The following is a 19,090-nucleotide window of genomic DNA, read 5'->3' on the forward strand; positions in this document are numbered from 1 at the left end:
ACGCCCGGTCACATTCCGAACCCGGAAGCTAAGCCTTACAGCGCCGATGGTACTGCAGGGGGGACCCTGTGGGAGAGTAGGACGCCGCCGAACAATCATTCAAAAGGGTTGGGCCCTGAACTTCGGTTCGGAGCCCAACCCTTTTTTGTTGCCCGTCACTTGATGTTCATGTCATGCGCCCAGCATCCACGGCATGGGTACTGCAGCGATGCTCAGGGCCGCGGGAATCGGAATCGGTGACGAGGTCATCGTGCCGGCGTTCGGGAACGTCGAAGTGGCCGAGGCGGTGACCCGGGCGGGCGCCCTTCCGGTGTTCGCCGACGTCGACCCGGTGACGTACTGCCTCGATCCGGACGCCGTCGAAGACGCCGTGACCCCCCGGACGGCAGGCGTCGTCGTCGTCCACCGGTTCGGCCGGCCGGCGGACGTCGCACGGTTGCACGGCGTGGGACAACGGCACGGGATGCTGGTGCTGCAAGAGGGCGAGTCCGAGGCGCCGTACGACGAGATCGCGCAGCGCAGGGAACGTGCCGCCTATCTCGACGCACGGCTGCGGGGCGTACGGACACCCGACGGCGGGGACGGGCACACCTACCAGCAGTACGTCGTGCGGGTGCCGGGGAACGGCCGGCCGGACCGGGACGCGTTCGCACGAGCCCTGCGCGGAAAGGGAATCGGATGCCGGGTGCCGGTGAAGACACCGCTGCACCGGCTGCCCGAGTTCCGGCGGTGCGTCACGCTGCCGCAGACCGAGCTGGCCGCCGACGAGACCCTCGCGCTGCCGGTGGACGCGTCGTTGACGAAGCGGGACATGCAGCGGATCGTCTCGGCCTGCAACGCTCTCGGAGGACTGCTCCAACCCGCCGTCTGAACGGGTTTGGGGCACGGCTCCGTCCGGGGTATGATCTATTCCGTTGCCGCGAGGGAAACCTCGAAAGCGACAGGCCCCTATAGCTCAGTCGGCAGAGCGTCTCCATGGTAAGGAGAAGGTCAACGGTTCGATTCCGTTTGGGGGCTCGATAAAGAATCCCCCCGCCCTTCAGGGCGGGGGGATTCTTCGTGCTGTCCGTCCCGTCGGACCGTCAGGCCACGCGCATGGCCAGGATCGCCATGTCGTCGGACGGGGCGTCCGACGCGAAGCGTTCCACCGCGCGCATGATGCGGGCCGCGACCGCGCCGGCCGTCAGACCCGTGCACGTCGTGAGGACGTCGGCGAGACCGTCGTCGCCCAGCATGCGGGTGCCCTCACGGCGTTCGGTGACGCCGTCCGTGACACAGAGCAGGACGTCGCCCGGGTCGAGGACGACCGTCTGCTCGTAGAGTTCCAGGTCCTCCATGACGCCGAGGAGCGGCTGGGGTTCGGCGGCCGCCTCCACCGTGCCGTCCTGGCGCAGGCGCAGCGGAAGCGGATGACCGGCGCACACCACCTTCAGTTCCGCGCTGCCGTCCTCCTGAGGGCGCATCTCGCCGTAGAGGAGGGTCAGGAAGCGGCTGCGGTCGCCCTCGTCGAGGATCGCGGAGTTCAGGCGCTCCAGGACCGCGGGGCCGCTGAGGCCCTCCCGGGCCAGCAGCCTCAGGGCGTGACGGGCGAGACCGGTCACCGCCGCCGCGTTCGGGCCCGTACCGCAGACGTCGCCGATGGCGAAGCCGTAGGCGCCGTCGCTGATCGGGAAGAGGTCGTAGAAGTCGCCGCCGACCTCGTTGCCCTCGCCGGCCGCGCGGTAGATGACGTCGACCTCGACGCCGTCGATCTCGGGGAGGCCCGGGGGCAGGAGGCTGCGCTGGAGGGACTGGCTGATGGCCGTGCGCTCGGAGTACAGGCGGGCGTTGTCCAGGGCGAGGGCCGCCCGGCGGCTCAAGTCCTCGGCCAGCTCGAGGATTTCCTGCCGGAAGTGCTCGTCGGTGGGCTTGCCGAGGGTGAGCATGCCGATGACGCGGTTGCGGGCGACCAGGGGCAGGACGACGGTCTCGCCGCCGACGGCCGAGGCCGTCGCCAGGGTGGGGCCGATGCCCGACGTCACCTGGCGGGCCGGGCCCCCGGTCAGGCCGAGGCTGCGCATGGAGCTGCGCAGGGCCGCCTCGTGCGCGGCCTCGCCGGGAACCGACCAGACGCGGGCGCCCGGAGTCGGGACCGGGTCCGGCGGGGGGACCTTCGACAGCAGCGACTTGATGCCGTCGATGAGTTCCTCGTCCTCGTGCAGGACGTACGACAGGTACGGGTCGGAGGCCTGGTCGGCGATCGTGTAGACGGCGCACCAGGTGGCCAGCGTCGGGACCGTCATCTGGGCCATGAGGGCGAGGGTCTGGTCGCGGTCGAGGGTGCCGGCGAGGAGGTCGGAGGCCTCGACGAGGAAGCTCAGGGAACCGCGGCGCAGCCGTTCCAGTTCGCCCAGGCGGGCCGACTCGACCGCCAGGGCGATGCGGTCCGCGGCGAACTGGAGGCGCAGCGCCTCCTCGTTGGAGTATCTGCCGGGGCCCTCGGCGGCCACGCCGAGGGAGCCGGTGAGGCGGCCCTCGACCTTCAGGGGGACCGTCACCACCGAGCGCATGCCCGTGCCGTTGAGCAGGGGCACGGAGCCGGGGACGGCGAGGAGGTCCTCGTGGACGGCCGGCATGCGGGCGGAGCCGTAGCGGCCGGGGCCCGCCTCCACCGGCACGCGCGCGAAGCGCTGGCGGGCGGAGGGCAGGCCGGTGGAGGCGCGGACCTCCAGCTCGGTCTCGTCGTCGGTGGCGAGGAGCAGGAAGGCGGAGTCGCCGTCGAGCATGTCGCGGGCGCGTTCCACCGTGCGCTGCAGGAGACCGTCGAGGTCGTCGGGGGCCGGGGAGCCGATGAACACCTCGAAGGGGTCGGTGCTCTGGCCGTCGGCGGCGGGCGTCGCGTCGGAGGCCGGGCCGCGCAACGGGGTCTGCAGGACCGCGCGTTCGTGGTCGCGGACCAGGAGGCAGACCGTGGAGGGGTCGCCGTCGGTGTCGCGGACGCGCAGGTGGGAGGCGTACACCGGGGTGACGCGGCCGTCGGCGCCGCGGATGCCGTAGCTGCCCTCCCAGCGGGAGAGCTGGAGCGCCTCGGCGATGCCGGTGCTGGTGCCGGGGGTGTGCGGCCAGGCGGCGAGGTCGGTGAGGGGTTTGCCGGTGACCTGGTCGGCGGGGTAGCCGAAGAGTTCCTCCGCGTCCTCGTTCCAGGCGGAGATGGCGCCCGTGCGGTCGATCTGGACGACGGCGACGCGGACGCGGCCGTCGGCGATCGGGAGGAGGTCGGCGGGGAGCGACGGGCCGGCCGTGCGGGTGCCGACCGGACGTTCGGGCAGGGTGAGTCGGAACCACACGTTCTTGTGGGTGGGGGTGTAGTCGACGCCCCAGCGGTCGGCGATCGCCGCGCACAGCTGGAGGCCGCGGCCCCCCTCGCGGTCCGGGCTGCCCATGGAGGCGGGGGAGCCCTGGAGGGGGATCTCGCGCTCGGGGTAGCGGTCCGCGACCTCGATGCGCACGCCGTCGTCGGTGCGCTGGCACAGGACGTCGGCATGGGTGCCCGCGTGGACCACCGCGTTGGTCACCAGTTCGCTGGTGAGGACCACGGCGTCGTCGACGATGTCCCCGAACCCCCAGCCCTGGAGGGTGTCGCGGACGAAGGAGCGGGCGGTCGCGACCGATCGCCCGACGGGCTCGAAGCTGGCGGCCGCGCGCGCGGTGATCACAGAACTCCTCGGCCGGTTGTCGACGTGCTGGCTCCCCCGGTCGTCCTGCTCGCGCCGCTGCTGCGGAAGCGGGCCCCTCGGCCGGGGTTCCGGGGGCTGTCCCCCGGGGATCAGTCCGGTGGTCATGTGTGCGGCCGCCCCTCCGATGCCCGCTCGTGCTCGTGCCACCGCCCAGACCGGACGGACCGGTGCGGCTGGACAGCCGCATGCAAGGTTACTTACCTTCCCCGTCCGTGCGGACGCCGGTCAGCGGTGTTTCCGCCCAAGGGTGTGCGGACCGTGTGTGCGTGCTGCCGAACTGTTATGGCCTGGTTCGGCGAGGGTGAAACACTGGGCAAGTTTCTTGTGAAGGTCGGGCAGACTGGATGTCTTCTGTGAACGGCGGGCAGCAGCCTCTATGGCCTGCCTGATTTCATCGGGCAGTACGACGGTCGACCCCTGCGGGAGGGACAAGTGGAGTCTGGCGCAGCGACGCGGGGCACTAAGGCGCGCGCGAAAGGCGGACAGTCCCTGAACAGGCAGCGCACACCTCGAGGCGGGACCACGGTGGTGGACACGGTGGCCCTGAACCGGCTGCTGGCCGCCCTGGTGTCGATGCGGGACGGCAACTTCCGCAAGCGGCTCACGGTGTCCGGTGACGGCGTGATGTCGGAGATCGCGGCGGTCTTCAACGAGGTGGCCGACCGGAATCTGCACCTGACGGGGGAACTGTCGCGGGTGCGGCGGATGGTCGGGCGTGAGGGCAAGCTCACGGAACGGCTGGAGACGGGCCCGTGCGAGGGGTCGTGGGCGACCGCGATCGACAACTCGAACGCGCTGGTCGACGACCTCGTGCGCCCTGTTTCCGAGGTCGGGCGGGTGCTGTCGGCGGTGGCCGAGGGTGATCTGTCGCCGCGCATGGAGCTGCGGACGCACACCCCGGAGGGGGCGTCCGGGCATCCGCTGCGCGGGGAGTTCCTGAAGGTCGGGCGGACGGTGAACAACCTCGTCGACCAGTTGTCGACGTTCACCGACGAGGTCACGCGGGTGGCCAGCGAGGTGGGGACCGAGGGCAAGCTGGGCGGTCAGGCCCAGGTGCGCGGCATGTCCGGGTCGTGGAAGGACCTCACGGAGTCCGTCAACACGATGGCGGAACGGCTCACGGCCCAGGTGCGTGACATCGCGCTGGTGACGACCGCGGTGGCCAAGGGCGATCTGTCACGCAAGGTGACCGTGCACGTCGAAGGCGAGATGCTGGAGCTGAAGAACACCGTCAACACGATGGTGGACCAGCTCTCGGCCTTCTCGTCCGAGGTGACGAGGGTCGCCCGCGAGGTGGGCACCGAGGGCATCCTGGGCGGCCAGGCGCAGGTGTCCGGCGTCGACGGCGTGTGGAAGGAACTCACCGATTCGGTGAACACCATGGCGGGGAACCTCACGGCGCAGGTGCGCGGGGTCTCCGAGGTGATGACGGCGGTCGCCAACGGTGATCTGTCGCGGAAGGTGACGGTCCCGGCGCGCGGTGAGGTCGCGCAGCTCGCCGAGACGATCAACCAGATGACCGAGACGCTGCGGATCTTCGCGGACGAGGTCACGCGCGTGGCCAACGAGGTCGGCGGCGAGGGGCGGCTGGGCGGCCAGGCGAACGTGCCGGGGGCCGCCGGGACGTGGAAGGACCTGACGGACTCCGTCAACACGGTGTTCCGCAACCTCACCACGCAGGTGCGGGACATCGCGGCCGTGACGACGGCCGTGGCCAACGGAGACCTGTCGCAGAAGGTCACCGTGGACGTGGCCGGCGAGATGCTGGAGCTGAAGAACACCGTCAACGGCATGGTCGACCAGCTGTCGGCCTTCGGCGCCGAGGTCACGCGGGTGGCGCGGGAGATCGGTGTCGAGGGCGAGCTGGGCGGTCAGGCGCAGGTGTCGGGCGCGGCCGGGACGTGGAAGGACCTGACGGACTCCGTCAACACGGCGTTCCGGAATCTCACCGGACAGGTGAGGAACATCGCCCAGGTGACGACGGCCGTGGCCAACGGAGACCTGTCGCAGAAGGTCACCGTGGACGTGTCCGGCGAGATGCTGAAGCTGAAGAACACCGTGAACACGATGGTGGACCAGCTGTCGTCGTTCGCCGACCAGGTGACGCGGATGGCCCGGGACGTGGGCACCGAGGGCCGGCTCGGCGGTCAGGCGCGGGTGGACGGCGTGTCGGGCACGTGGAAGGAGCTGACCGACTCCGTCAACTCGATGGCGGGGAACCTCACCTCGCAGGTGCGCAACATCGCGCAGGTGACGACGGCCGTGGCCCGGGGCGACCTGTCGCAGAAGATCGACGTCGACGCGCGCGGGGAGATCCTGGAGCTGAAGAACACCATCAACACGATGGTCGACCAGCTCTCCGCCTTCGCCGACCAGGTGACCCGGGTGGCCCGGGACGTGGGCACCGAGGGGCGGCTCGGCGGTCAGGCGCAGGTGCCCGGCGTCGCCGGTGTGTGGCGGGACCTGACGGATTCGGTGAACGGCATGGCCGGCAACCTCACCGCCCAGGTGCGCAACATCGCGCAGGTGGCCACCGCCGTGGCTCGCGGCGACCTCTCCCAGAAGATCACCGTGGACGCGCGCGGGGAGATCCTGGAGCTGAAGAACACCTTGAACACGATGGTGGACCAGCTGTCGTCGTTCGCCCAGGAGGTCACGCGGGTGGCCCGTGAGGTGGGCACGGAGGGCATCCTGGGCGGTCAGGCCGAGGTGCAGGGGGTCTCCGGCACCTGGAAGGACCTCACGCAGTCCGTGAACTTCATGGCGAACAACCTGACCATCCAGGTGCGCCAGATCGCCGAGGTCACCACCGCGGTCGCCAAGGGCGACCTGTCCAAGAAGATCACCGTCGACGCCAAGGGCGAGATCCTCGAGCTGGTCACCACCGTCAACACGATGGTGGACCAGCTGTCCTCCTTCGCCGAGCAGGTGACCCGGGTGGCCCGTGAGGTGGGCACCGAGGGCATCCTGGGCGGCCAGGCGCACGTGCCGGGTGTCACGGGCATCTGGAAGGACCTCAACGACAACGTCAACCTGATGGCGAAGAACCTGACCGTTCAGGTGCGGAACATCTCGCAGGTCGCCGCGGCCGTCGCCAACGGCGATCTGACGCGGACGGTGACGATCGAGGCGCGCGGCGAGGTCGCGCAGCTCGCGGACACCTTCAACACGATGGTGAAGACGCTGAGTTCGTTCGCCGACCAGGTCACCAAGGTGGCCCGTGAGGTGGGCACGGACGGCATCCTCGGCGGTCAGGCGCACGTGCCGGGTGTGGCGGGGACGTGGAAGGACCTCACCGAGTCGGTGAACCAGATGGCGTCCAACCTGACCGGCCAGGTGCGCAACATCGCGATGGTGACGACCGCCATCGCGAAGGGCGACCTGACGAAGAAGATCGACATCGACGCGCGCGGGGAGATCCTCGAGCTGAAGACGACCATCAACACGATGGTCGACCAGCTGTCCTCCTTCGCGGAGGAGGTCACCCGGGTGGCCCGTGAGGTGGGCACCGAGGGGCAACTGGGCGGTCAGGCGCGCGTGCGGGACGTCGACGGCACCTGGCGCGACCTGACCGAGTCGGTGAACGAGATGGCCGGGAACCTGACCCGGCAGGTGCGGGCCATCGCGCGCGTGGCGACCGCGGTGACCCGCGGCGACCTGAACCTGAAGATCGACGTGGACGCGTCCGGGGAGATCCAGGAGCTCCAGGACTACATCAACAAGATGATCGCCAACCTGCGCGACACCACGATCGCCAACAAGGAGCAGGACTGGCTGAAGGGCAACCTCGCGCGCGTGTCCGCGCTGATGCAGGGGCGGCGCGACCTGGAGGACGTGGCCTCGCTGATCATGAGCGAGCTGCCGCCCCTGGTGGCGGCGCAGCACGGCGCGTTCTTCCTGGCGATGCCGACGGCCGACGGCAGCGGGGACCAGTACGAGCTGCGGATGCTGGGCTCGTACGGCTACTCGATGGGGTCGATGCCGACGTCGTTCCGGCCGGGTGAGGCGCTGGTCGGGACGGCCGCCGAGGAGAAGCGGACGATCATCGTGTCGAACGCCCCGAGCGGTTATCTGAAGATCTCCTCGGGGCTGGGTGAGGCGCCGCCCGCGCAGGTGATCGTGCTGCCGGTGCTGTTCGAGGGCAAGGTGCTCGGCGTGATCGAGCTGGCGTCCTTCACGCCGTTCACGCAGATCCAGAAGGACTTCCTCAACCAGCTCGCCGAGATGATCGCGACCAGCGTCAACACGATCTCCGTCAACACCAAGACGGAGCAGCTGCTGAAGCAGTCGCAGGAGCTGACCGAGCAACTGCGGGAGCGGTCGGCGGAGTTGGAGCAGCGGCAGAAGGCCCTCCAGGCGTCCAACGCGGAACTGGAGGAGAAGGCCGAGCTGCTGGCGCGGCAGAACCGTGACATCGAGGTGAAGAACACCGAGATCGAGGAGGCGCGGCAGGTCCTGGAGGAGCGGGCCGAGCAGCTCGCGGTGTCGATGCGCTACAAGAGCGAGTTCCTCGCCAACATGTCGCACGAGCTGCGGACGCCGCTGAACTCGCTGCTGATCCTCGCCAAGCTGCTCGCCGACAACGCCGAGGGCAACCTCTCGCCCAAGCAGGTCGAGTTCGCCGAGACGATCCACGGGGCGGGCTCCGACCTGCTCCAGCTGATCAACGACATCCTGGACCTGTCGAAGGTCGAGGCGGGCAAGATGGACGTCTCGCCGACGCGCATCGCGCTCGTCCAGCTCGTGGACTACGTGGAGGCCACCTTCCGGCCGCTGACCGCGGAGAAGGGCCTCGACCTGTCGGTGCGGGTCTCGCCGGAGCTGCCCGCCACGCTGCACACGGACGAGCAGCGGCTGTTGCAGGTGCTGCGCAACCTGCTGTCCAACGCGGTGAAGTTCACCGACTCCGGGTCGGTGGAGCTGGTGATCCGGCCGGCCGGGGCGGATGTGCCGGTGGCGATCCGGGAGCAGTTGCTGGAGGCCGGCTCGCTGGCCGACGCGGACGCCCCGCTGATCGCGTTCTCGGTGACCGACACCGGCATCGGGATCGCGGCCAGCAAGATGCGGGTGATCTTCGAGGCGTTCAAGCAGGCCGACGGCACGACCAGCCGCAAGTACGGCGGTACGGGGCTGGGGCTGTCCATCTCGCGGGAGATCGCGCAGTTGCTCGGCGGTGAGATCCACGCGCAGAGCGAGCCGGGACGCGGTTCGACGTTCACGCTGTACCTGCCGCTGCACCCGAGCGAGCTGCCGCCGCAGGGCTACCAGCAGGTGGTGCCCGCGCTGGAGGCGGGTGACCTGGTGGCGTCCGAGAGCGGCGCGTTCGAGCGGTCGGAGCTGTCCGACGCGGAGATCGAGACGCCCGCCGAGGTGAAGTCGTACCAGGAGACGCAGAACGGCGCGGCCGCGCTGTTCCGGCGCCGGCGCCGCTCGGTGGCCGGCGGGGAGCCGCAGGTCGGGCAGCCGGAGCAGTGGGCGCCCGTGGGGCAGGGGACGGCCGCGCAGGGGCACCGGGGCATCCGGTTCGGCGGCGAGAAGGTGCTGATCGTCGACGACGACATCCGCAACGTCTTCGCGCTGACCAGCGTCCTGGAGCAGCACGGCCTGTCGGTGCTGTACGCGGAGAACGGCCGTGAGGGCATCGAGGTCCTGGAGCAGCACGACGACGTGGCGGTCGTCCTGATGGACATCATGATGCCCGAGATGGACGGGTACGCCACGACCACGGCGATCCGTCGGATGCCGCAGTTCTCGGGGCTGCCGATCATCGCGCTGACCGCGAAGGCGATGAAGGGCGACCGGGAGAAGGCGATCGAGTCGGGTGCCTCCGACTACGTGACGAAGCCCGTCGACCCCGATCACCTGCTGGGAGTCATGCGGCAGTGGATGGGCGAGGAGTGACGGGAATCATCGGGATGTGCGGGAAGTCGCCGACCGGGGGCGGCCGCGGCCGTGTAACGGGGCGGGATCCGGGGAACTTTCTGGTCTCGTGCCACGTTCCTGGTATGTGCACAGTGACATCACGGTGACAGGGTGTGGCGACGGTCGGGGTACGGCTACCATGACCGGCACAAGGAAGGGCGGCGCAAAGGAGTCGTCCCCAGGGGCGGCGCCCGGTGCACTGCCGGGGCGAGGAGGGCGGGCCATGGTGCAGAAGGCCAAGATCCTCCTGGTCGATGACCGGCCGGAGAATCTGCTGGCGCTGGAGGCGATCCTCTCGGCGCTCGATCAGACGCTGGTGCGGGCATCGTCCGGGGAAGAGGCGCTCAAAGCACTGCTGACGGACGACTTCGCGGTCATTCTGCTGGACGTCCAGATGCCGGGAATGGACGGTTTCGAAACAGCCGCCCACATCAAGCGTCGGGAACGCACACGGGACATCCCGATCATCTTCCTCACGGCGATCAACCACGGCCCGCACCACACCTTCCGTGGGTACGCGGCGGGAGCGGTGGACTACATCTCGAAGCCGTTCGACCCGTGGGTGCTGCGTGCGAAGGTCTCGGTCTTCGTCGAGCTGTACATGAAGAACTGCCAGCTGCGGGAGCAGGCGGCTCTGCTGCGGCTCCAGTTGGAGGGCGGTGGCGGCAAGGCGGCCGTCGGCGGCGGCGCCAAGGAGCCGGCCGGACTGCTCGCCGAGCTGTCCGCGCGGCTCGCGGCCGTGGAGGAGCAGGCCGAGGCCCTGTCCAAGCAGCTCGACGACGAGTCGGCGGACGCGGCCGCGGTGGCCACGGCGGCGCACCTCGAGCGCAAACTCACCGGTCTGCGCCGGGCGCTGGACGCGCTCGAGCCGGGCACCGGAAGCGGTCCCGCCTCGGTGCCGTCGCAGAGCTGACGCGTACGGCGGCCGCGGCCGGGCGTGAGCGGCCGTCAGCCGCCCGTGCGCACACGGACGTCGGGGACGCCGAAGGGGTGGTCGCGCCCGCGCGGAGGGCAGGGGGGCGTGAACGCGAGTCAGGCACCGCGGGGCGCGCGTCAGTTCCGTGCCTCACGGGCGACGACACGAACGGGTGAAGCAGTGGGCACGCGTGTCCACCGCCGTCTCCCCCGGTAACCTCACACCCATGGCCTCACGTCCCTCCGCAGCCAAGAAGCAGCCCGCCAAGAAGGCTGCCGCTCCCGCGAAGGCTCCGGCGAGGAAGGCCGCCGTGAAAAAGGCCCCGGCGAAGAAGGCGCCCGCCAAGAGGGCCGTGGCCAAGAAGCCCGTGCCCAGACCGGCGCCCAGCCCCACCGGGGGCGTCTACCGGCTCGTGCGCGCCGTCTGGCTGGGCCTGGCGCACGCCGTCGGCGCGGTGTTCCGCGGCATAGGGAACGGCGCCAAGAACCTCGACCCCGCCCACCGCAAGGACGGCGTCGCGCTGCTGCTGCTCGCTCTCGCGCTGATCGTCGCCGCGGGCACCTGGGCAGATCTGCGCGGCCCCGTCGGCGACCTCGTCGAGATCCTGGTGACCGGCGCCTTCGGCCGCCTCGACCTGCTCGTGCCGATCCTGCTCGCGGTCGTCGCCGTGCGCTTCATCCGGCACCCGGAGAAGCCCGAGGCCAACGGCCGCATCGTGATCGGGCTGTCGGCGCTCGTCATCGGCGTGCTCGGCCAGGTCCACGTCGCGTGCGGCTCGCCCGCCCGCAGCGACGGCATGCAGCCGATAAGGGACGCAGGCGGCCTCATCGGCTGGGGCGCGGCGACCCCGCTGACGTACGCCATGGGCGAGGTCCTGGCCGTGCCGCTGCTCGTGCTGCTCACGGTCTTCGGACTGCTCGTCGTCACGGCCACGCCCGTCAACGCCGTCCCGCAGCGGCTGCGGCAGCTCGGGGTGCGGCTGGGCCTGCTGCACGACTTCGAGGCGGACGACCGGTTCACGGACGACGACGCGCGTTACGACGAGCAGTGGCGTGAGGCTCTGCCCGCGCGCCCCCGCCGGCGCTCGAACGCCCCCCAGGCGTACGACCCCGACGGCGCCGAACAGGACGCGCTGTCGCAGCGGCGCGGCCGGCCCCGGCGTTCGGCGGTGCCGCAACCCGCGATGGACCGGGAGAGGGACGCCGTGGACATCGCGGCGGCCGCCGCGGCCGACCTCGACGGCGCCGTGCTGCACGGCATGCCGCCCTCGCCGATCGTCGCCGACCTCACGCAGGGCGTGACCGCGGGGGACCGCGAGCCGACCACCCCGACGCCCGTCCCGGCGCCGGCCGCCCGCCCCGGGCAGCGCAGGCCGACGGCGTCCGGGGTGGTGCCCGACCTGACCAAGGCCGCGCCCGAGGCGCCGCGCGAACTGCCGCCGCGCGCCGAGCAGCTCCAGCTGTCCGGCGACATCACCTACGCGCTGCCCTCGCTCGACCTCCTCACGCGCGGAGGGCCCGGCAAGGCGCGCAGCGCCGCCAACGACGCCGTGGTCGCCGCCCTGACGAACGTCTTCACCGAGTTCAAGGTCGACGCCGCCGTCACCGGATTCACCCGCGGCCCGACGGTCACGCGCTACGAGGTCGAACTCGGTCCCGCCGTGAAGGTCGAGCGCATCACCGCGCTGACGAAGAACATCGCGTACGCCGTCGCCAGCCCCGACGTGCGGATCATCAGCCCGATCCCCGGCAAGTCGGCCGTGGGCATCGAGATCCCGAACACCGACCGGGAGATGGTCAACCTCGGGGACGTGCTGCGGCTGGCGGAGTCCGCGGAGGACGACGACCCGATGCTGGTCGCCTTCGGCAAGGACGTCGAGGGCGGGTACGTCATGCACTCGCTGGCGAAGATGCCGCACATGCTGGTCGCCGGCGCCACCGGCTCCGGCAAGTCGTCCTGCATCAACTGCCTGATCACCTCGATCATGATGCGGGCGACCCCCGAGGACGTCCGGATGATCCTGGTCGACCCCAAGCGCGTCGAGCTGACCGCGTACGAGGGCATCCCGCACCTGATCACGCCGATCATCACCAACCCCAAGCGGGCCGCCGAGGCGCTCCAGTGGGTCGTGCGGGAGATGGACCTGCGGTACGACGACCTGGCCGCGTACGGCTTCCGGCACATCGACGACTTCAACCGGGCCGTGCGCGAGGGCACGGTCAAGCCGCCGGAGGGCAGCGAGCGCGAGCTCCAGCCGTATCCGTACCTGTTGGTGATCGTCGACGAGCTGGCCGACCTGATGATGGTCGCGCCGCGTGACGTCGAGGACGCGATCGTGCGGATCACGCAGCTCGCGCGCGCGGCCGGCATCCACCTGGTGCTCGCCACGCAGCGGCCGTCGGTCGACGTCGTCACCGGCCTGATCAAGGCCAACGTGCCGTCGCGGCTCGCCTTCGCCACGTCGTCGCTGGCGGACTCGCGGGTCATCCTCGACCAGCCCGGCGCCGAGAAGCTGATCGGCAAGGGCGACGGGCTGTTCCTGCCGATGGGCGCGAACAAGCCGACCCGCATGCAGGGCGCGTTCGTGACCGAGGCCGAGGTCGCGGCGATCGTGCAGCACTGCAAGGACCAGATGGCGCCCGTCTTCCGGGACGACGTCACCGTCGGCAGCAAGCAGAAGAAGGAGATCGACGAGGACATCGGCGACGACCTCGACCTGCTGTGCCAGGCGGCCGAGCTGGTCGTCTCCACGCAGTTCGGGTCGACCTCCATGCTCCAGCGCAAGCTGCGCGTCGGCTTCGCCAAGGCCGGGCGGCTGATGGACCTCATGGAGTCGCGCGGCGTCGTCGGACCGAGCGAAGGGTCCAAGGCACGTGATGTTCTGGTGAAACCGGACGAGTTGGACGGCGTGCTCGCGGTGATCCGCGGGGAGGCTGGAGAGTAGACGTTTCTCCGGGGGAACGGCGGGCATCCGTGACTGACCCGTTAGACGAGGACGGGCAACCGTTTTCCCTCGGCGTACGTCAAGTTGAGCGAGTAGGCCGGGTGCGGCTCCCCTTGCGGGTCCGCACCCGGCGCGTCATCGGCGTGACCGGCCATTCCGATGGCGTACAAAGCCCCACCGCCGGGTTGCCCCTCCCTTTTGCACCCCCCCTAGACTGAACTTCCAGCACAGGTGGCTACACGCTCGAAAGGCGCCCCCGTGTCCATCGGCAACTCCCCTGAAGACGAGCGTCCGTTCGAAGACGGCTCCGAGGAAGCCCGTCCCTCCATCGGCCGAGCCCTGCAGCAGGCGCGGATCGCGGCCGGTCTGACCGTCGACGACGTCAGTACCGCCACCCGGGTCCGGCTCCCCATCGTGCACGCCATCGAGGCGGACGACTTCACCCCCTGTGGCGGCGACGTCTACGCGCGCGGGCACATCCGGACCCTGGCCAGGGCCGTCCACCTCGATCCCGCCCCGCTGATCGAACAGTACGACGCCACCCACGGCGGCCGCCCCGCGCCGACGTCGGCCGCACCCATGTTCGAGGCGGAGCGCATCCGCCCCGAGCGGCGCGGGCCGAACTGGACCGCGGCCATGGTCGCCGCGATCGTCGCCGTGATCGGGTTCGTCGGCTTCACCGCCGTCAAGGGCGGCGACGAGGGGACGACGGACGTCGCGGACGGCACCGCGCCGACCACCAGCGCGCCCGCCACGCCCACGCCGAAGAGCGACAAGACCGTCGACGAGACCCCCGTGCCGTCCGACGGCGCCATCGCCGCCGCCCCGCAGGACAAGGTCACCGTGCAGGTCAGCGCCGCCGACGGCAAGAGCTGGATCTCGGCCAAGGACCACAACGGCCGGCTGCTCTTCGACGGGCTGCTCAAGCAGGGCGACTCCAAGACCTTCCAGGACAGCGAGAGGATCAACCTCGTCCTCGGCGACGCGGGAGCGATCCAGCTGTACGTCAACGGCAAGAAGATCGAGGACGACTGGCAGCCGGGGGCCGTGGAGCGGCTGACGTACACGAAGGGCGACCCGCAGGCCGGGTGACCGACGACGCACGCGTGAGCGGGGCCGGCGAGGATCGCCGGCCCCGCACGCATGAAGACGGCCAACCCCCGTCGACCGGGGGTGCCGGTCGGACAAAGTAGTCTTGAGCCCATGCCTGAACGCCGTACCGTCGCACTCGTCACCCTTGGCTGCGCCCGTAACGAGGTGGACTCGGAGGAGCTCGCAGGCCGTTTGGAGGCGGACGGCTGGCAGCTCGTGGAGGACGCCGCGGACGCGGACGTCGCCGTCGTCAACACCTGTGGATTCGTCGACGCCGCCAAGAAGGACTCCGTCGACGCCCTGCTCGAGGCCAATGACCTCAAGGGGCACGGCAGAACCCAGGCCGTCGTGGCGGTGGGCTGCATGGCCGAGCGGTACGGCAAGGACCTCGCCGAAGCCCTCCCGGAGGCCGACGGCGTGCTCGGGTTCGACGACTACGCCGACATCTCCGACCGCCTCCAGACCATCCTGTCCGGCGGCGTCCACGTCGCCCACACCCCCCGCGACCGGCGCAAGCTGCTGCCGATCAGCCCGGCGGAGCGGCAGGAGTCGGCCGCCGGCGTCGCGCTGCCCGGGCACGCTCCGGCCGACCTCCCGGACGGGCTCGCCCCCGCGTCCGGCCCCCGTGCCCCCCTGCGCCGCCGTCTGGACGGCGCCCCCGTCGCCTCGGTCAAGCTGGCCTCCGGCTGCGACCGGCGCTGCACCTTCTGCGCCATCCCGTCCTTCCGCGGCTCCTTCATCTCGCGTCGCCCGAGCGACGTGCTGAACGAGACGCGGTGGCTGGCCGAGCAGGGCGTCAAGGAGATCATGCTGGTCTCCGAGAACAACACCTCCTACGGCAAGGACCTCGGCGACATCCGGCTGCTGGAGTCGCTGCTGCCCGAGCTGGCGGAGGTCGACGGCATCGAGCGGGTGCGCGTCAGCTACCTCCAGCCGGCCGAGATGCGGCCCGGGCTGATCGACGTGCTCACCTCGATGCCGAAGGTCGCCCCCTACTTCGACCTGTCCTTCCAGCACTCCGCGCCCGACGTGCTGCGCGCGATGCGCCGCTTCGGCGACACCGACCGCTTCCTGGAGCTGCTCGACACCATCCGGAGCAAGGCGCCCCAGGCGGGTGTGCGCTCCAACTTCATCGTCGGCTTCCCCGGCGAGTCCGAGGCCGACCTGGCCGAGCTGGAGCGGTTCCTGAACCACGCGCGGCTGGACGCCATCGGCGTCTTCGGCTACTCCGACGAGGAGGGCACCGAGGCCGCCACGTACGACGACAAGCTCGACGAGGACGTCGTCGCCGAGCGCCTCGCCCGCGTCTCCCGGCTCGCCGAGGAACTCGTCTCGCAGCGCGCCGAGGAGCGCCTCGGGGAGACCGTGCACGTGCTCGTGGAGTCGGTGGACGACGAGGGCGTGTACGGCCGTGGGGCGCACCAGGCGCCGGAGACCGACGGCCAGGTGCTGCTCACGTCGGGCGAAGGACTCGCCGTCGGCCGTATGGTCGAGGCGAAGGTGGTCGGCACGGAAGGCGTCGACCTGGTGGCCGAGCCCCTGCAGGGCTCGATCGGGTGTGGTGAGGAGGCGGGCAGATGACGGGTGTCCCGGCATCGGCCGCGGGCGGCTCCTCGCAGGCGAAGGGCGCCGCGCCCGCCTCGGCCGCCGCCGACGACTCCCCGGGCGCCGCGAAGGCGCCGCGGGGCGGCAAGCTGGCGGCGGCCGCCGTCAACCAGGCGAGCGTCTGGAACGTCGCCAATCTGCTGACGATGCTCCGGCTGGTCCTGGTGCCGGGCTTCGTCGCCCTGATGCTGGCCGACGGCGGCTACGACCCGGCATGGCGTTCGCTGGCCTGGGCGGCCTTCGCCATCGCCATGATCACCGACCTGTTCGACGGCCACCTGGCGCGGACGTACAACCTCGTCACCGATTTCGGCAAGATCGCCGACCCCATCGCCGACAAGGCGATCATGGGAGCGGCCCTGATCTGCCTCTCCGCGCTCGGTGACCTGCCGTGGTGGGTGACGGGCGTCATCCTCGGCCGGGAACTCGGGATCACCCTGCTGCGTTTCGTCGTCATCCGGTACGGGGTCATCCCGGCGAGCCGGGGCGGCAAGCTCAAGACGCTCACCCAGGGCGTGGCCGTCGGGATGTACATCCTGGCGCTCACGGGATGGCTGGCCACCCTGAGGTTCTGGGTGATGGCCGCGGCGGTCGTGCTGACCGTGGTGACCGGTCTCGACTACGTGAGACAGGCCATTGTGCTGCGCCGGCGGGGGATCGCCGCGCGCAAGGCCGCGGCGGAGGAGACGGAAGCGTGACGTCCACGGCCACCGACGTGGTGCGACTACTCACGGTGAAGGGCGAGACGCTCGCCGTCGCCGAGTCGCTGACCGGTGGCCTGGTCGCGGCGGAGATCACCTCGGTCCCCGGGGCGTCCAAGGTCTTCCGCGGCTCGGTCACGGCCTACGCCACCGCGCTGAAGCACGAACTGCTCGGGGTCGACGCCGGCCTGCTGGCCGCCCGCGGAGCCGTGGACCCGCAGGTCGCGGCCGAGATGGCGGCCGGCGTGCGCAAGGCGCTGGGCGCCGACTGGGGCATCGCGACGACCGGTGTCGCGGGCCCGGACCCCCAGGACGGGCAGCCCGTCGGGACGGTCTTCGTGGCCGTGGACGGACCGTTCGGGGCAGCCGCCGGTTCCGCCCCTGGCGGAAAAGTGGAGGCCCTGCGGTTGAACGGCGACCGCGCGGAAATTCGTAGAGAGAGTGTACGGAGCGTACTCGCAGTGCTTCTGAGGGAGCTTGCGGACGAACAGACCGGGAATGAGCGGGCACAGGATACGGAACAGAACGGGGGGTTTTGATGTTTGCAGCCCTGAGTGAACACGACATCGCTCCCCGCACGGCCGCGGCGCAAGGCGGTACGGTGGGGCGAGAAGGATGCGGCTACGCGGTCCGAGGAGGGAGCCACCGATGATTCTGCTCCGTCGCCTGCTGGGTGACGTGCTGCGTCGGCAGCGCCAGCGCCAGGGCCGTACTCTGCGCGAAGTCTCCTCGTCCGCCCGAGTCTCACTCGGCTATCTCTCCGAGGTGGAGCGGGGGCAGAAGGAGGCTTCCTCCGAGCTGCTCTCCGCCATCTGCGACGCGCTGGACGTACGGATGTCCGAGCTCATGCGGGAAGTGAGCGACGAGCTCGCACTCGCCGAGCTGGCCCAGTCTGCTGCGGCCACCCCCAGTGAGCCCGTTCCCACGCCGGTTCGTCCGATGCTGGGTTCCGTGTCGGTGACCGGTGTGCCACCGGAACGGGTGACCATCAAGGCGCCCGCCGAGGCGGTGGACGTGGTCGCCGCGTGACGTGCCCCGTGTGATGCGCCCCTGGGCGGGTGTGTCGACCGACGGGTACGGGTGACACCGGACAGGTACGGGTGACACCGACAGGTACGCGTACGGGCGTACAGCGCGCGTGCGCATGAGGCGCACGGCAACCGTGAGGCCCCGGCCGGGGCTCCTCCGGGGAGATCCGGAGGAGTGCGGTCGGGGTTTTTGCCCGTCCGGGGGAGTCGGGTCCGTTTGCCGGGGTCGGGTGCGGCGGTCATCGTGGAGGGGCACGACGGAGTCGACCCGCCCGGAGGCACGGATGCACGCCGTGAAGAGCCCCCTGTCCGACGCCGGTCCGAAGACCGTCTCCGAGGCGCTGCGGGGCACGCCGGTGGCGGCGCCGGGCGCGGGGGTCACCCGGATGCAGGAGCGCGTGGTGGCCAACGGGGAGCCGGACCCGGTGACCCGGGACGTCCTCCTCTCGATCACCGCCGGTCCGGAGAGGCATCACCGGATGTTCCGGGCGGAGAACGTGTGACATGCGCGGCGCCGGTGGTGCGCCGCCGGTGCGCCGGGGCGGTGAGCGGCCCCTTCGGACGGCGGGCTGGAGGCGACGCCCGTGGCGGGCCGGATAGCGCGCCGGGGGGCCGTGCTGGCGCTGGGGGCGCTGTGGTGGTGGGCCGTGGTACGGCTCGTCGTGTCGCCCGGCGCCGGGGCGCTGGAGGGGCTGGTCGCCGCCGGCGGATGGGGGTTGAGTCTGCTGCCGGTGCACTGCGTGGCCAAGGCGCGGGCGGTGGGCGCGGTCGCCGACGGACGGTGGGCGGCTGCCTGGCGGGGGGACGCGGGCGGGGTGGAGGGCGGGGAGGGGTGTGAGGGCGACGGTGGGACGGGGGACGTGCAGGAGTGTGGGGACGTCGGTGCGGCCGGGGACGGGCGGGGGCGTGGGAGTGCCGGGGGGACCGGGGGTGCGGACGGGCGTGGGGGAGGAGGCTCGTGAGGCGCCTGCCAGGGCAGGGGCATGCCTCCGTTCGGGTGGTGGATCCGGCCCCTCGTGAACGAGGGCGCGTCCGAGGACGGGTGCGGTACGGCACGGGCGACGCCGACCGGCTCGCCGACCCGGCCCGGCGGTGACCCACGAGCAGGATCGCGCAGGCGCGGCCGGCGCCGCCCGTCGCGCCGGTGACCAACGCGGCGTGCCCGG

Annotated in this window: 10 protein-coding genes, 1 tRNA gene, 1 rRNA gene and 3 pseudogenes; 13 read left to right on the forward strand and 2 right to left on the reverse strand. The window is 71.0% G+C overall.

What is annotated here, in order from left to right; genetic code table 11:
* The 3 genes from rrf to ACH4F6_RS15915 all read left to right on the forward strand — a co-directional run.
* Nucleotides 1-93: ribosomal RNA gene (gene rrf, locus ACH4F6_RS15905) — 5S ribosomal RNA — on the forward strand; the annotation flags it as partial.
* A gap of 115 nt (nt 94-208) precedes the next feature.
* Complete coding sequence (locus ACH4F6_RS15910; RefSeq protein WP_397961119.1) at nt 209-871, forward strand: DegT/DnrJ/EryC1/StrS family aminotransferase; 663 nt, start codon at nt 209-211, stop codon at nt 869-871.
* 73 nt (nt 872-944) lie between these two features.
* Nucleotides 945-1,017, forward strand: a tRNA-Thr gene (locus ACH4F6_RS15915).
* Nucleotides 1,018-1,082: 65 nt separating this feature from the next.
* On the opposite strand, the gene ACH4F6_RS15920 is transcribed toward ACH4F6_RS15915, so the two are convergent.
* A complete protein-coding gene (locus tag ACH4F6_RS15920) occupies nt 1,083-3,821 on the reverse strand; it encodes a SpoIIE family protein phosphatase (protein WP_397960745.1) in 2,739 nt (912 codons plus the stop codon).
* Between the two features lie 999 nt (nt 3,822-4,820).
* Here ACH4F6_RS15920 and ACH4F6_RS15925 point away from each other — a divergent pair.
* Nucleotides 4,821-7,895 (forward strand): annotated as a pseudogene (locus tag ACH4F6_RS15925) (HAMP domain-containing protein); the annotation flags it as partial.
* Nucleotides 7,896-7,971: 76 nt separating this feature from the next.
* On the opposite strand, the pseudogene ACH4F6_RS15930 reads toward ACH4F6_RS15925, so the two are convergent.
* Nucleotides 7,972-8,112: pseudogene (locus tag ACH4F6_RS15930) on the reverse strand (hypothetical protein); the annotation flags it as partial.
* A gap of 161 nt (nt 8,113-8,273) precedes the next feature.
* Here ACH4F6_RS15930 and ACH4F6_RS15935 point away from each other — a divergent pair.
* The 9 genes and pseudogenes from ACH4F6_RS15935 to ACH4F6_RS15975 all read left to right on the forward strand — a co-directional run.
* Nucleotides 8,274-9,617 (forward strand): annotated as a pseudogene (locus tag ACH4F6_RS15935) (ATP-binding protein); the annotation flags it as partial.
* Nucleotides 9,618-9,861: 244 nt separating this feature from the next.
* Nucleotides 9,862-10,551, forward strand: a complete 690-nt coding sequence (locus tag ACH4F6_RS15940; protein ID WP_397960746.1) for a two-component system response regulator — start codon at nt 9,862-9,864, stop codon at nt 10,549-10,551.
* Nucleotides 10,552-10,780: 229 nt separating this feature from the next.
* Nucleotides 10,781-13,498: a DNA translocase FtsK gene (locus ACH4F6_RS15945; RefSeq protein ID WP_397960747.1), complete on the forward strand. Its 2,718-nt coding sequence runs from the start codon at nt 10,781-10,783 to the stop codon at nt 13,496-13,498.
* A gap of 258 nt (nt 13,499-13,756) precedes the next feature.
* Entirely contained in the window at nt 13,757-14,590 is an 834-nt protein-coding gene (locus tag ACH4F6_RS15950; RefSeq protein ID WP_397960748.1) for a helix-turn-helix domain-containing protein, read from the forward strand.
* A 111-nt stretch (nt 14,591-14,701) separates the two neighbouring features.
* Nucleotides 14,702-16,171 carry a 30S ribosomal protein S12 methylthiotransferase RimO gene (rimO, locus tag ACH4F6_RS15955; protein ID WP_397960749.1) on the forward strand — a complete coding sequence of 490 codons (1,470 nt, stop codon included), beginning with the start codon at nt 14,702-14,704 and terminating at the stop codon, nt 16,169-16,171.
* The gene (gene pgsA / locus ACH4F6_RS15960; protein ID WP_397960750.1) at nt 16,168-16,893 is read left to right on the forward strand and encodes a CDP-diacylglycerol--glycerol-3-phosphate 3-phosphatidyltransferase; all 726 of its coding nucleotides are present in this window, start codon (nt 16,168-16,170) and stop codon (nt 16,891-16,893) included. Before rimO ends, pgsA begins: the two co-directional genes overlap by 4 nt.
* Entirely contained in the window at nt 16,890-17,435 is a 546-nt protein-coding gene (locus ACH4F6_RS15965) for a CinA family protein (RefSeq protein WP_397960751.1), read from the forward strand. The genes pgsA and ACH4F6_RS15965 overlap by 4 nt, the downstream gene beginning before the upstream one ends.
* Nucleotides 17,436-17,544: 109 nt before the next feature.
* Nucleotides 17,545-17,925 (forward strand): helix-turn-helix domain-containing protein, encoded by a 381-nt coding sequence (locus ACH4F6_RS15970; RefSeq protein ID WP_003993396.1) that lies wholly within the window; start codon nt 17,545-17,547, stop codon nt 17,923-17,925.
* A gap of 283 nt (nt 17,926-18,208) precedes the next feature.
* Complete coding sequence (locus ACH4F6_RS15975) at nt 18,209-18,427, forward strand: hypothetical protein (protein WP_397960752.1); 219 nt, start codon at nt 18,209-18,211, stop codon at nt 18,425-18,427.
* Nucleotides 18,428-19,090: the final 663 nt, after the last annotated feature.

This window comes from Streptomyces sp. NPDC017936, from assembly GCF_044328485.1.
Lineage (GTDB): Bacteria > Actinomycetota > Actinomycetes > Streptomycetales > Streptomycetaceae > Streptomyces.

What these genes read in the sequence shown, in the direction of transcription:
- ACH4F6_RS15945 (WP_397960747.1), top strand. Translation starts at nt 10,781, where the DNA reads ATGGCCTCACGTCCCTCCGCAGCCAAGAAGCAGCCCGCCAAGAAGGCT.
- rimO (WP_397960749.1), top strand. Translation starts at nt 14,702, where the DNA reads ATGCCTGAACGCCGTACCGTCGCACTCGTCACCCTTGGCTGCGCCCGT.
- ACH4F6_RS15940 (WP_397960746.1), top strand. Translation starts at nt 9,862, where the DNA reads ATGGTGCAGAAGGCCAAGATCCTCCTGGTCGATGACCGGCCGGAGAAT.
- ACH4F6_RS15970 (WP_003993396.1), top strand. Translation starts at nt 17,545, where the DNA reads ATGATTCTGCTCCGTCGCCTGCTGGGTGACGTGCTGCGTCGGCAGCGC.
- pgsA (WP_397960750.1), top strand. Translation starts at nt 16,168, where the DNA reads ATGACGGGTGTCCCGGCATCGGCCGCGGGCGGCTCCTCGCAGGCGAAG.
- ACH4F6_RS15910 (WP_397961119.1), top strand. Translation starts at nt 209, where the DNA reads ATGCTCAGGGCCGCGGGAATCGGAATCGGTGACGAGGTCATCGTGCCG.
- ACH4F6_RS15975 (WP_397960752.1), top strand. Translation starts at nt 18,209, where the DNA reads ATGCACGCCGTGAAGAGCCCCCTGTCCGACGCCGGTCCGAAGACCGTC.
- ACH4F6_RS15920 (WP_397960745.1), bottom strand. Translation starts at nt 3,821, where the DNA reads ATGACCACCGGACTGATCCCCGGGGGACAGCCCCCGGAACCCCGGCCG.